The organism is Paenibacillus sp. VTT E-133280 (genome assembly GCF_002264385.1).
GTDB classification, from domain to species: Bacteria; Bacillota; Bacilli; order Paenibacillales; family Paenibacillaceae; genus Paenibacillus_AQ; species Paenibacillus_AQ nitricinens.
The window spans coordinates 25,167-37,854 of record NZ_NFUX01000070.1 but is presented as its reverse complement, the minus strand read 5'-3'; the positions used below and the strand labels follow the sequence as shown (position 1 = coordinate 37,854).

General features: G+C 43.9%; 13 protein-coding genes. 4 read left to right on the top strand and 9 right to left on the bottom strand.

Annotation, left to right across the window (positions count from 1 at the left end; all coding sequences use genetic code 11):
- Nucleotides 1–260: 260 nt before the first annotated feature.
- From CA600_RS24810 to CA600_RS24795, 4 genes are all read right to left on the bottom strand, one after another.
- Nucleotides 261–470, bottom strand: a complete 210-nt coding sequence (locus tag CA600_RS24810) for a hypothetical protein (protein ID WP_036677557.1) — start codon at nt 468–470, stop codon at nt 261–263.
- Nucleotides 471–484: 14 nt separating this feature from the next.
- Nucleotides 485–1,006, bottom strand: coding sequence for a PRC-barrel domain-containing protein (locus tag CA600_RS24805; protein WP_042191050.1), 522 nt, complete (start codon nt 1,004–1,006; stop codon nt 485–487).
- A 99-nt stretch (nt 1,007–1,105) separates the two neighbouring features.
- Nucleotides 1,106–2,251, bottom strand: a complete 1,146-nt coding sequence (locus tag CA600_RS24800) for a cysteine desulfurase family protein (RefSeq protein ID WP_094873704.1) — start codon at nt 2,249–2,251, stop codon at nt 1,106–1,108.
- 231 nt (nt 2,252–2,482) lie between these two features.
- On the bottom strand, nt 2,483–2,932 hold the full coding sequence (locus CA600_RS24795) for a DUF523 domain-containing protein (RefSeq protein WP_094873709.1): 450 nt from the start codon (nt 2,930–2,932) through the stop codon (nt 2,483–2,485).
- A 125-nt stretch (nt 2,933–3,057) separates the two neighbouring features.
- Here CA600_RS24795 and CA600_RS24790 point away from each other — a divergent pair, with 125 nt between their 5' ends.
- Nucleotides 3,058–3,732 (top strand): SOS response-associated peptidase, encoded by a 675-nt coding sequence (locus tag CA600_RS24790; RefSeq protein WP_094873702.1) that lies wholly within the window; start codon nt 3,058–3,060, stop codon nt 3,730–3,732.
- Between the two features lie 123 nt (nt 3,733–3,855).
- Here CA600_RS24790 and CA600_RS24785 read toward each other — a convergent pair whose 3' ends face one another.
- The 3 genes from CA600_RS24785 to CA600_RS24775 form a co-directional block, all read right to left on the bottom strand.
- The gene (locus tag CA600_RS24785) at nt 3,856–4,953 is read right to left on the bottom strand and encodes a glycosyltransferase family 4 protein (RefSeq protein ID WP_094873700.1); all 1,098 of its coding nucleotides are present in this window, start codon (nt 4,951–4,953) and stop codon (nt 3,856–3,858) included.
- 25 nt (nt 4,954–4,978) lie between these two features.
- Complete coding sequence (locus CA600_RS24780) at nt 4,979–6,187, bottom strand: glycosyltransferase (protein ID WP_094873698.1); 1,209 nt, start codon at nt 6,185–6,187, stop codon at nt 4,979–4,981.
- A gap of 153 nt (nt 6,188–6,340) precedes the next feature.
- Nucleotides 6,341–6,715: a hypothetical protein gene (locus CA600_RS24775; protein WP_094873696.1), complete on the bottom strand. Its 375-nt coding sequence runs from the start codon at nt 6,713–6,715 to the stop codon at nt 6,341–6,343.
- A 200-nt stretch (nt 6,716–6,915) separates the two neighbouring features.
- Here CA600_RS24775 and CA600_RS24770 point away from each other — a divergent pair, with 200 nt between their 5' ends.
- Together CA600_RS24770 and CA600_RS24765 are read left to right on the top strand one after the other, a co-directional pair.
- Nucleotides 6,916–7,281 carry a hypothetical protein gene (locus tag CA600_RS24770; RefSeq protein WP_094873693.1) on the top strand — a complete coding sequence of 122 codons (366 nt, stop codon included), beginning with the start codon at nt 6,916–6,918 and terminating at the stop codon, nt 7,279–7,281.
- A gap of 33 nt (nt 7,282–7,314) precedes the next feature.
- On the top strand, nt 7,315–8,532 hold the full coding sequence (locus CA600_RS24765) for a sialidase family protein (RefSeq protein ID WP_094873691.1): 1,218 nt from the start codon (nt 7,315–7,317) through the stop codon (nt 8,530–8,532).
- A gap of 67 nt (nt 8,533–8,599) precedes the next feature.
- On the opposite strand, the gene cymR is transcribed toward CA600_RS24765, so the two are convergent.
- Entirely contained in the window at nt 8,600–9,019 is a 420-nt protein-coding gene (gene cymR / locus CA600_RS24760; RefSeq protein WP_042191066.1) for a cysteine metabolism transcriptional regulator CymR, read from the bottom strand.
- Between the two features lie 292 nt (nt 9,020–9,311).
- On the opposite strand from cymR, the gene mnmA reads away from it, so the two are divergent.
- Nucleotides 9,312–10,433, top strand: coding sequence for a tRNA 2-thiouridine(34) synthase MnmA (mnmA, locus tag CA600_RS24755; protein ID WP_179281720.1), 1,122 nt, complete (start codon nt 9,312–9,314; stop codon nt 10,431–10,433).
- Between the two features lie 401 nt (nt 10,434–10,834).
- On the opposite strand, the gene CA600_RS24750 is transcribed toward mnmA, so the two are convergent.
- A complete protein-coding gene (locus CA600_RS24750) occupies nt 10,835–12,682 on the bottom strand; it encodes an oligopeptide ABC transporter substrate-binding protein (RefSeq protein ID WP_094873689.1) in 1,848 nt (615 codons plus the stop codon).
- Between the last annotated feature and the right edge of the window lie 6 nt (nt 12,683–12,688).

The following is a 12,688-nucleotide window of genomic DNA, read 5'->3' as shown; positions in this document are numbered from 1 at the left end:
TTCGATGCTGATTCAGGTACTTTGCGGGGAATCCCAAAATACCCCCACAAAGTGGGGCCTGTGCTTCGATGCTGATTCAGGTACTTTGCGGGGAGCCCCAAAATAACCCCACAAAGTGGGGCTTTTTCTTCGATGCTGATTCAGGTACTTTGCGGGGAGCCCCAAAAAAAGCGCCAATAACCCTGCAGCTGATTTCAACTGTAAGGAGATTGACGCTTTAAGTACCTAGATCATTCTTGCTTACAAAGCAAGATTCATAGTTAAGACGACGCATGAATTTGCGGGAAATCCTGAGTCATATCATCCCCGGAGAACAGATCGTCCAGAGAGCTGAGAGTGCCATCTTCTTCCACCTGATACACCGACATTTTCTCGCCGTTTACCGTCAATTCAATGAAACAGCCCCAGCAATAGAACTGGTGGGAACCAATCTTTCCGATATCTTTAGAGTTACAGTTTGGACACTTCATATAATACATTCCACCTATCCGTTAACAATATTAATGGCTTTTTGTAGCCGTTCTTCGCTCATTGCAGGAACCATTAAAGCATTCTCACCAATGGACATCTCATCAGAACAAGGCAGCCATTTGCGGCCTTCGATCAAATCAGTCACAAGCCCGTCACTGATTTCCAGCGCTCCTATTGTGTTTCCCAACTTTTGGTCAAAATAAACATCCGATATTCGTCCAAGTATAGTTCCAGTTGTAGTCAGTACTTTCAAATCCTTAAGTTTGTTCTTTCCTAATAGAAAAGTACAAGGTATATGATCGGCATCTGTCTTATCAATCGACTCTTTACTACGAATCATGACAGCATCCTCGCCGTAGGCCACAATATCTTTCCATGCCACAAATTTCACATGGCCGCCAAAAAAAGATTTGCTTTCCAGTTCAATACCCGTAATATTCCAGTTTGAATCGAGTAGGATATCGACAATCTTGCCGATTTCATTCCCCTCTTCAACTTCAAATACAGCCAAGCCGATCAGATCTTGAAGTCTCATGGCTGCCTCGGTCCCCTCACTTTGAGTGTACTTACGAGTTCTCAGAAAGCCAAAAGCCCGAATCGCCTCGATACAGATCGAAACCTAGAGTAACTAGTCTCATTTACGTAGGCGATTCAAAATGGTTTCAACTTTTCGAGCAACGTACTCGATTTCTTCAGTAGTATTACCCAAACCAATACTAAATCGAATCGCAGACTCTAAAATATTTTGAGGAAGTCCCATTGCTCTCAGAACATGAGATATTTCCAGGGATCCTGAGGTGCAAGCTGAACCGCTTGCTGCCGCAATTCCCTCCATATCCAGGTTCATCAGCATAATATCTGTCCCAGCCCCTGGGAAGCTCAAATTCAGAATACTAGGTAAAAAATGCTCGGTATTACCGTTAAGCGAGTAACGCTCCTGTCCAATCAGAGAATCCAGCTCCTCGAGTAGTCTACTGCGCAGGAGCTTCATATTCTGTTGACGTTCTGACAGACCCTCAACCGCTATTTCAACGGCTTTGGCAAACCCTGCTGCTCCGGCTAGATTCTCTGTTCCGGCACGTCTGCCGCGCTCCTGAAGGCCGCCATGAAGTCTTGGATGCAGTGGCGCTCCACTCCGAACATATAAACCACCGATCCCTTGAGGCCCGTTGATCTTATGAGCAGTAAAGCTCATGTAATCTACTGGAAGCTCCCGCAATGTAATTGGAAGGGCACCAAGAGCTTGTACAGCATCTACATGGAACAGAATACCCCGTTCTTTGGCAAGCTGACCAATCCCCTGGATGGGCTGAACGGTGCCGACCTCATTGTTGGCATACATTACGCTGATCAACACCGTGTCTTCCTGCAATACAGCCTCTACGTCTGTAACAGATACCCTGCCCGTCGAATCCACAGGAAGATAGGTAACTTTGAAGCCTTCCTTTTCTAGCTCTTCGCAGGTATGTAACACTGCATGATGCTCGATCTGGGTGGTGATAATATGTTTTCCTTTATGGGAAACTGCAGCTGCTGCTCCATAGAGCGCTAAATTATCGCTCTCGGTGCCGCCTCCAGTGAACACCCACTCGTCAGGTGAACAGCCCAAAAAGGCGGCGATATTATCGCGCGCCCCGTTCAATATTCTTTTAGCTGAACGCCCGAACTGATGTACACTAGATGCATTTCCGTATTGTTCTGTCATTATATTCAGCATGACCTTAGCCACCTCGGGATGAACCGGGGTTGATGCGGCGTGGTCCAAATAGATGGATTTCATATTCATTTCTCCGCTTCTAGAGTATAGGAAACTAGTTCTTCTAAGTATATAAGAAGGTATAAGTTTCACCTTATACATTATTCTTATAATTCTCGCTTAAAACGCTAACCGTCCTTAAAAGGACGCCGAAGACGTTTATACTTGCAACTATTAAATTATACCGCGCGAGAAGTGAGTTTTCCACAAGCGAAAGAACACAATATTGTAATCATTTCCCTATGAAAGCTAGGATTATAATAGCCAGTTCTCTTCAGAGGTTACCTCAATGCCATTTTTTCTAAGTAAAGCTGTAGTAACGCCATTTCCCGCTATTTTCTTCCCTTTGAATTCCCCATTATAAATCATACTGCTGCCGCAAGAAGGACTGTTTTCTTTAAGCACTACCATCGTAGCTGATACCTCTTGGGCTTTTGCAAGTGTGATATAAGCACCCTCTAAATACATATCTGTAACATCTGTACCTGATCGATCCACTACTTTAGCCGTTCCTGCCAGCACATCCTCGCCATTCCCACCAATGATTTCAGCTGGTTCTCTAGGCGTTGCGAATCCTCCCAGCAATTCTGGACACACAGCAATAGCTTGATTCTCATTCAAAAGCTTCTGGATTTTCTCATCCAAACAATCCGTACCATTATATCTCACCTTCATGCCAGCTAGACAAGAGCTTACCAAAATCACCAATGAGCACCTCTTTCTTCATTCATTCCGCTTCGTTTATAATAAGAAATATTCCGAGCATAACATGATGAAATTAAGCTGTAAACGGAGTGAACTTCTAATCTACTGACTAGGGAGTGTAAATCATGTGCGGACGCTATACAATAACCGTCACTATGGAAGAGTTGATGGTCAGATATTTTGCGAATGATTCAACCATTATCCACTATGCCCCTAAATATAACACTGCGCCCATGCAGCAAATTCCGGCAGTCATTCATACAGGCTCCAGCAATAAGCTTGGGGAACTGCGTTGGGGTCTGGTTCCTTCATGGGCAAAGGATGACAAAATCGGCAGTAAAATGATCAATGCACGGGCAGAGTCACTACTGGAGAAGCCTTCTTTCAAGCGCTTAGTAAGCTCACGCCGCTGCATTATCCCTTCTGATGGCTTCTACGAATGGAAGGTGCAAGGTAGCAACAAACAACCCATGCGGATCGTGATGCGCGATGGGGGGATTTTCTCCATGGCCGGATTATATGATATTTGGATGGACCCTGAGGGTAATAAACTAAGTACCTGCACGATTATAACGACTACTCCGAACGATCTAATGGCTGAAATCCATAACCGCATGCCGGTTATTTTGAAGCCTGAGAATGAGACAGAATGGCTGGATCGTGGCAATCAGGACATTACCTCTCTAATAAAGCTCCTGAAACCGTATGATCAACAACTAATGAGAACCTATCCAGTTTCCACCGCTGTCGGAAATGTTAGGAATGATACTGAGGAATTAATTGAAGAAGCACAAGCATAAACGCCTTTGGCGTCCTTATGAGGATGGTAAGTGTTTATGCGAGAAATAGAGGATAATTTATAACGTAAGCATATAAATTTTTATATTAAAAAAACATCTTAACCCTGCGGCTTAACCGCAGAGTTAAGACCATCGACGCTCGATCTTAGACCGGCGTCTGATCAATTGATGAGCCATCTGGAGAAATCTATCCGCATACAGCCCGGAGGAAAGATTGTTTCGGATATGCCATTCGCCATTCATCCTAATTCTGTCCCGCAGTGCAGGATCATGCATTAAAGATAAAGCAGCATTCACAGCTTCATCCAGCTGCCCTCTTGTGTATATTTTTCCAGTATGATTATTAATGACAAGTCTCCGAATGCCATCCGAATCCGTAGTAAGAACAGGACAACGACACAACATCGCCTCGGCTACGGCGTACCCAAATCCCTCGAGAATAGAGGTGGAACAGAGCAATCCTCCTGAGTCACCAATAATGCTCATATAATCTGCCATTTGCCCATGAGGAACATTGGAATACGAAATCAAACGTGAAGAAATCCCTGTCTCGGCTACAAATTGTTCGAAACTCTCTTTTTGCTCCGGCTCAAACAACGTATCATCCTGAAAAATCCATAAATAAAGCTCGGGATGGATCGCCAGCAGCCGTTGTCCGATTTGTAGAAACTCTCTCCAGTTCTTATTCGTTTGAATTCGTCCTACCCAGCCGAGGATAGGAAAGCTTTTGGCGGGATAATTGGTATATCCAAACTGATCGCAATCGATCGGATTGTCAAAGCAATATTGAGAAATGGATGGGAATCCACCTTTGAAAAGCGTCTGCAAATGGGTCGTTTCTGGATAGAGCAGCGCATCGGTTAGCTTGTGAATCCGCTCATTAAAATTACTAATAACTTGCTCCGCTTCATCTAACGTCCCCAATCCCTGCACCTCAAAAACAAGCGGCCCCTTGTAACCAAACCCTCTGAACCTCTCCGCTAAGTAAATATCCGTACACACTACAATCAAGTCAAAAGCTTCTCGAGTGAGCAATCCCCTGATCTCGTCATCATTATTGGTAATATAGGTTTGAATATTAGGGATATTTTGTTGCCCTTTCCCAGGGTGTGTGTACAACAAATGACACTCTACACCGCGATCATGTAATGCTTGGCAGCGCACTCGGTTCAGGGTTTGCATGCCGCCGCTCGGGTTGAAGAAGGTGAACAAAATCTTCATTACGATCACTCATTCACATATTATTTTAGGAATAATGGATTTTCAACAAATCATACAAATCTGTGCTTCGAAACAGCTCATTATAGTAGTGAGTTTTGGTCGATGGGACATGTCTATGCCGGAATCCAATCAAGCTATGATCATCCGTATAATAATTGGAGATCGTGTCTCCACCGGTAGTAACCAAAGCCTCCAGCATGTATTCAATATCGAGAGCTCCTATGAAAATTTTGGGACCTAAAACTATCGTGTAGGGAGTGGACAAGTGCTCTAGCGCTCCACAAATCGCGTGCGACTCCACAACTCCTGGCATGTAAACAAACTCAGTTGCAGGATGAGGGATTGAACCAATTAGAGCAGATGGTTGACCCGTAAGTGATAAATCCAGCACCCGGCACTCATAATTGCTATACGTCTGTTCATACAAATTCTCTATCCTCGCTATTTCCTCCGCACCAGCATTTACTACAGGAAATAAAACGGTAATCATGGGAGGAATCCCTCTACGGAATCGCGCCTGATGGCGGGTCAAGTGGTACGAATATCTCCATCTCCGATGATTTTCAGTGGAATGTAACTGTGCAGATACACTAAAGGTAGAGTCCACACGATAATTCACCAGCTCCACGGGGATAAAGCGAATATCACAATGTTCAGCAAGTCTAAGCCAGTAATCATAATCCTCCACCGGCTCCATTCCGTACCCCCCAACAAGCTTCGCAACCTGCGATTTGTACATGAATGAAACACCAATAAGCGAGTAATCCAGCAATCTCTCTTTGGGCTGTGACTGGTAATTTCGCTGAGTAGCTAGTTGATGTTCGTTATGAAGCAGGTTTCCCTCGTTATCTATACTTTGAAAAGAACTATACACGATTCCTAGCTCCTGCGGCCCCTTCACTAGTGCCCCTCGAAGGATTTCGAGAAAACGGGGTTCATAAACATTATCGCTGGAGACCCAACTCAAATACTGAATACTGGGTTCGCTAAATAAAAGCTCAAAGCCCGTATTGAGCGCATATGCAATACCCCTGTTCTGTACATATGGGATAATAGTTACCCTTGGATCCTCGGCAATTATAGATCTCACAAGCGGTTCCATTTCTGGCGCACCATCAATTACAATGATTAGTCGAAATTCGGTGAAGGTTTGGCGCAGAACAGACTCCAGAGCTTGCCGGAGAAATTCCGGCTTTTGGGTATACAAAGGCATAACTACTCCTACATCCGCCATTATTTTTACCTCTCTCTACATTGGAGTATAAAATTAGTATATTTAAATTCCACCTTTGTGCCTGTGTGAATGCCTCTACGAGCTTTTATTGCGCCTAAAAAAAAAGCAACCACCTGTTTCTATCGGTGATTGCTTCTTGATTTCCAAAATCACTTATACAGGTATAGAAAGTGCGGAAATCTGCGTTAATTCAGATTGAAGCACTCTCTGATCGGTAACGAGATTTCCGAACTCGTCCAATCCATACACGGAACATACTACATTTGCTAATGGAAAAGAGGTATCTATCTGAACCTCATATGCGACATTACCTGCAATGAAGAACTCTCTGATATCATAACTCATTGCTGGAACATAATAACCAGTGACATAAAGCGGGGTAAGCGCAAGCGTTGAATACGGAACACCGAAGACCTCGACAATTATCATTGCATTCGCATTACTTGTGTTACGAACACTGACCACTACATTACTTGCTGCAGTACCAGTTGCTCTCGTATTCGTAATAAGACCTGTTGTATAAGGCATTTCCTCACTCCTCCTCTTGGGATACTATCAACTTATTCCATCGGAAGCAGATAGTTGTGAGGCAGGAAGACTGGGGGATTCATGGAATAATAGCATACCTCTCACATTTCCAATTTCCGCCATTTTTCTGATTCCCTTGTCCAAACACAACGAATCTCAATTCATATATATATAGCAAACTAATAGAAGAGGTGAAGCTCATGGCAACAACAACAGGCATCATTACGAACACAGGAACTACCCCCGCATCCAATCTGATCATTAACATCGACAATGACAACCTTAGTTTTTCATCTAACGTAGTCTATCACGTTTACGTATGGAATACTTTGGTTAGTAAGGCTTTAGTCTACTCCAGCTCATTGAATGTTAATGCTAACACCAGCCAGTTACTCGCTTTTAATATCGCAGGCAATTCAGCTTATGAAGTCCAATTTCTCGTAACTGGAAACGCACCGGCAGACACGATTATCACGGTATTCGGAACGGATTCGTCAGGAAACGTCATCCCTCATCAAAGAGTGCTGCAATCCGAACTTACTTTCATTGCTCAGCTGAACCCGTAAGTAACGAAAACTCTATTACGAAAGGAACTTTGTATGGTTAATATTCAACTTTCGCCGAGCACAAGCGCTCAATTCGAGCCCACCATCGCGGTAAATTGGCTTAATCCTTCGGTTATGGTCGCCGTAGCTGTAGATCTTCGAGCAGGCCCTCCCAATATAGGTTTGTACAAATCTATTGACGCAGGTGCCACTTGGACAACAACGTTATTACCGTTACCGGTAGGATTTGCTGGCATCGAAGCACCACATATTGATTATATTTTTCCGACCACCTTCGTAGTATTGGCTCATGCCTTCGATTCAGACGGTCTCAGCGGGTCGATTGTTTCCTACACTTCTGTCGACAACGCCTCTTCATTCAGTCCACCAGTCATCGTGAATCAAGGATTTGGACAGTTTGTGAATGATGATCAGGTGGTCGTTGTCACCGACAAGGCTGGATCAAGTCCCTTTTTTGGAAATGTTTATACTGGTTATACGCATGATTACAACACACAATTCATACCAGGAAATACGATATTCTTCAATCGTTCCCTAGATAGCGGTAATACTTATTTCAGTCCCGCCCTGCTGTCTTCAGTCGAAGAATTTGAAGAATTTCCCGGTATAGCCATTACATTAAATGGGATTGTTGTCGTGGGATGGATCAATCAGCCTCCCGGTAATACTGATCTTAAAATTCGCACCTCCCCAGACGGCGGGGTCACTTTCACCCCAGAAACGATGGTCGCCAGTGTTGTAGTCCCACCAGATCCATTGCCGGGATATACATTTAGATGTCTGACATACCCTTCCCTCGCAGCGGATATTTCTAATGCCCCGACGACGCAAGGTAATGTCTATGCTGTATGGCAAGATTTTCGAGAAGGTTATTCCGATATTTTCCTTGCTACTTCCACGAATTTTGGTGTGGATTGGGGTACACCAATCTCCATTACGGGCAGTCCAGCAGGCTCCCAAAACTTTTTCCCAGCCATCACCGTGTCCCCTGCGGATGGTGCAATATTCGTTACTTATTACACGAATCGAGTCAATCCCCTCAACCTTGATGTTTATCTAGCTACATCTAGAGATGGAGGGATGACGTATACAAACACCCGTATAACGACAACTTCCTTTGACGTCACCGGCATTCCCCTGATTGGGGACTACATCGGCAATGCCATTGTCCCCCAAACAGGCCGTCTAGTGAGCGTATGGACAGACACGCGGACTGGTACAGAGAACATCTGGTTTGGTGATAATCAATAAGCTCTAATAAACTTAAAAAAGCCCCCAAAAGGGGGCTTTTTTAAGTTTATTATTCCATGTGAAATACCTAGATGTAGAACATATAGTTGTCCGCCAAGCTCTCTTCTTTATAATTAATCAAGTCATGAAGAGTCGTGGAATCTAGTACATCAGCGATGCTATCGCGAATACGCAACCATAAATCGCGTTTTGCTGCATCATCTTCTTCAGTAAAATCTACTGGAGAAATTGGGCCCTCTAGCACACGAATGATGTCCCCCGCTGTGATAGCACTAGCCTCACGAGATAAAATGTATCCACCGTACGCACCACGAATACTTTTTACAAGTCCTGCGTTACGAAGAGGAGCAATTAGCTGCTCCAGATAGTGTTCAGAAAGTCCATTTTTCTCAGCAATACTCTTAAGTGAGGTCGGTCCTTCACCAAATTTCAGTGCAAGCTCCATCATAATTGTTAGTCCGTAACGTCCTTTGGTTGATATTTTCAAAGGGGCACCTCTTTCGGTTTAGTTTCTAGTTATTGTATACTATTGATTCGGTAAGTCATGCGTTTGTCATATCAAGGTATTCCGATGATTACTCTTAGTTTATGTTATCATATTCGAAGTCACAAATGAAATGGAAAACGAAACATTTTGCGAGAATGTTCACCCCTGGTGGACATTTTTCTATTCCCAGCCTCTTAATTTAGGGTTTACTGTAGACAGGTATGTTATAATACTTTTTGAGCCGGGTGTTCCATGAATGACCGGTATTTTGGGTACAGAAATGGTGATTACGATGACAAAAGCAAAACAAGACACCCGTGTCGTCGTCGGCATGTCCGGAGGGGTCGATTCCTCCGTCACGGCGCTTCTGCTCAAGCAGCAGGGCTATGACGTCATCGGCATCTTCATGAAAAATTGGGACGATACCGACGAATTCGGAGTATGTACGGCCGAAAGCGATGCAGAGGATGTTCGCCGCGTCTGCGAGCAGATTGATATTCCTTACTATACCGTTAATTTCGAGAAGGAATACTTCGACAAAGTATTTTCTTATTTCCTCGATGAATATAAGGCCGGCCGGACGCCGAATCCAGACGTCATGTGCAACCGAGAAATCAAGTTCGGGGAGTTCCTGAACAAAGCCCTTCAGCTTGGCGCCGATTATGTAGCGACTGGACATTATGCACGTGTTATAGAAGAAGATGGTGTGTACAAGCTACTTCGTGGTGTAGACAACAATAAAGACCAGACCTATTTCTTGAATGCGCTGGGACAGTATCAACTCTCTAAAGCAATGTTCCCGATTGGTCATCTTCCGAAACCGGAAGTTCGGAGAATTGCCGAAGAAGCCGGACTTTATACTGCCAAGAAAAAAGACAGCACAGGCGTTTGCTTCATCGGTGAGCGTAACTTCCGCGAATTCCTCAGCCAGTATCTTCCAGCACAATCGGGTGATATGGTAGATATAACCACTGGAGAAATCAAAGGCCGCCACGATGGACTGATGTACTATACATTAGGTCAACGCCAAGGCCTTGGCATTGGTGGCTCCGGTAATGGCGAACCTTGGTTTGTAGCCGAAAAAGACCTTAGCCGCAACATTCTTTATGTAGTTCAAGGAGACAAGCACCACAGCCTGTACTCCACTAGTCTGATTGCCTCCGGTGTAAACTGGATTAACGGACAAGAGCTAGGTCTTGAGCCGCTAAAATGCACCGCCAAATTCCGCTATCGCCAGCCTGATCAAGGCGTGACCCTTACAGCACGGGAAGACGGAACGATAAACGTAGACTTTGATGTTCCACAAAAAGCGATAACGCCTGGCCAAGCCGTTGTCTTCTACCTCGGGGAGCAATGTCTCGGTGGCGGTACGATCGAATATGCTGAAAAGGTTGTTCCTTCAGCGCAAGCTTAAATTGTATTCTATACAACTGCATCAACTCTAACATACGTAGACCCGAGAAATAGCTGTATTTGATACAGCTATTTTTTTGTTTTGAGAATCCCTTTACGATTTAGTTGTAGTATGTACAGTTAGAATCATCCGATATCCCTTATTTATCTTCACATCCGGAAAATAGATGTATGAAGTACAGTTATATTACCTTTGCAGTTCTAGAGTGAGGTTTTAGTTGTACAAAGTACAATTAGCCAGCTTCAGAGCGGAGAAATAGCTAAGAGACATTTAAAAAGAAAGATAAAAGATGAAAGATAAAAGATGAAAGATGAAACAAGAAACGAAACACCAAACAGAATACATAAAAAACAGCAGTTCAGGAAGCTCTCCCTGAACTGCTGTTCTGAGTTATTTCTTTATTACTGAGCTACTGCAGCTTTATCCGCAGAAACTGCTATGTCATTATAGTAAAGTCCTGTTCCATCACCAATCGCAAAGTTAAGAACACGGTTATTTACCGGAGCTAATACTGCACGATAAAGCGTAGGGAAAACTGGGATCTCATTCACCATAAGCTGTTGCCATTCTTTATAGATCTCTTTACGTTTGTCTACATCAAATGCAGCTTCGGAAACCCCTTCGGCGAGCAAACGATCATTCTCTGCACTTGCATAACGAGGGAAGTTATAGATCGCATCTTTACCGTATAGACCTGATGGGTCGACGTCAATCCCTACACCCCAAGCGCCTTGGTACACATCAACTGTAGGATCATCCTCACCATTTTGACCAATGCGATCATAGAAGGTATTAAACTCTACCATTTCCAAAGTTACATTCAGACCAATCGCTTTCCAGGATTGTACATAATATTGAGCCAGCGGTTCAGCAATATCTCCACCAGTCATTGAAATGAAATTAATCTTCAGCTCACTGCCATCTGGATTCGTTCTAAATTCACCGTTAAGTTTGTAACCAGCGTCATCGAGGATCTTCTTAGCTGCTTCTGGATCATACGCTACACCTGGATTGGAAGCATCATGGAATTCAGGATGGGACGGCGGGATCAGCGTAGTCGCATTCCAGCGCAGACCGTTATAGAATTTTTTACCGACTGTATCATTATCTACAGCAGCCCACATGGCTTTACGCAGGTTCACATCAGCCATTTTAGCTTTAGGATCGGTAGCAACAACTTTTTTCTCTGCATCCCATTTCCCCAGTTTAAATCCAATATACGTATAAGCACGGTCAATCGCACCTAGGAATTCAACGTTTGACATTTTTGCATTATCCGGGAATTGATCAACAGGGAACGCATCCACCAAGTCAACGCCGCCAGATTTCAATTCTTGCACAATCGTTGTAGGGTTGATTACCTTTAGAATTACCTTATCCAGTTTAGGAGCTCCACGCCAGTAATCATCATTCTTAACGAATACTACAGATTCACCAGGAACAATGCTTTCCACTTTGAAAGCTCCAAAGCCAATCGGCTTTTGACGTAATTCAGGAGAAGAGGAAATTTTAGCAACATCCATACCACCAAAGATATGTTTGGCTAACGGATAAATCCATACCCCGCCTGTTAACAGAGAAGGTGTAGATTTCAGGTAAGTAATTTGCAGTTTCTTATCACCCAGTACTTTAATACCAGAAATGGTCTTGGCCTTACCAGAGTGGTACTCATCCATACCTTCAATATTGGTAAAGTCAGAACCGTAACGTGGACCATCATATTTCGGGTTACCAATAACTTCATGCGCGAACAACCAATCTTCTGCTGTTACTGGCTTGCCGTCCTGCCAGTTCACATTGTCGCGAATTGTAAAGGTAAAGGTACGTCCATCCTCCGAGACTTCATACGTTGCTGCACCATCATTTGTATATACATAGTCTTTATCCCATGTTAACAAGCCTTCATCAAACCAATTCAACACTTGTGCATCCGGATCTCCGGAATAGAAGTTCCAGTTCAAAGTACCTTCAAAAGGACTATCGGAAACGAGTCCAAAAGTAATCGAGCCTCCATCAATAGCTTCGCCTTGATTTGTCTTAACATTACTGAAATCTTTAATGTTATAAAGTCCGTCTTCTGCTTCTGGTGCTGTAGTAGCCTCTGCGGTTTCCGCAGGTGCACTGGCACTAGGGGCTGCTGTTGACTCAGCCGCTCCGTTGTTATTCTTGGAGCCACAGGCTGCAAGGACAAACAACATTACAAACATTAATGAAACTAGTAGTGCCTTAGAACGGATGGGTTTTCTCATTTAATC

What these genes read in the sequence shown, in the direction of transcription:
- CA600_RS24750 (WP_094873689.1), bottom strand. Translation starts at nt 12,682, where the DNA reads ATGAGAAAACCCATCCGTTCTAAGGCACTACTAGTTTCATTAATGTTT.
- CA600_RS24805 (WP_042191050.1), bottom strand. Translation starts at nt 1,006, where the DNA reads ATGAGACTTCAAGATCTGATCGGCTTGGCTGTATTTGAAGTTGAAGAG.
- CA600_RS24780 (WP_094873698.1), bottom strand. Translation starts at nt 6,187, where the DNA reads ATGGCGGATGTAGGAGTAGTTATGCCTTTGTATACCCAAAAGCCGGAA.
- CA600_RS24810 (WP_036677557.1), bottom strand. Translation starts at nt 470, where the DNA reads ATGAAGTGTCCAAACTGTAACTCTAAAGATATCGGAAAGATTGGTTCC.
- CA600_RS24785 (WP_094873700.1), bottom strand. Translation starts at nt 4,953, where the DNA reads ATGAAGATTTTGTTCACCTTCTTCAACCCGAGCGGCGGCATGCAAACC.
- CA600_RS24775 (WP_094873696.1), bottom strand. Translation starts at nt 6,715, where the DNA reads ATGCCTTATACAACAGGTCTTATTACGAATACGAGAGCAACTGGTACT.
- CA600_RS24765 (WP_094873691.1), top strand. Translation starts at nt 7,315, where the DNA reads ATGGTTAATATTCAACTTTCGCCGAGCACAAGCGCTCAATTCGAGCCC.
- CA600_RS24790 (WP_094873702.1), top strand. Translation starts at nt 3,058, where the DNA reads ATGTGCGGACGCTATACAATAACCGTCACTATGGAAGAGTTGATGGTC.
- mnmA (WP_179281720.1), top strand. Translation starts at nt 9,312, where the DNA reads ATGACAAAAGCAAAACAAGACACCCGTGTCGTCGTCGGCATGTCCGGA.
- CA600_RS24770 (WP_094873693.1), top strand. Translation starts at nt 6,916, where the DNA reads ATGGCAACAACAACAGGCATCATTACGAACACAGGAACTACCCCCGCA.
- CA600_RS24800 (WP_094873704.1), bottom strand. Translation starts at nt 2,251, where the DNA reads ATGAAATCCATCTATTTGGACCACGCCGCATCAACCCCGGTTCATCCC.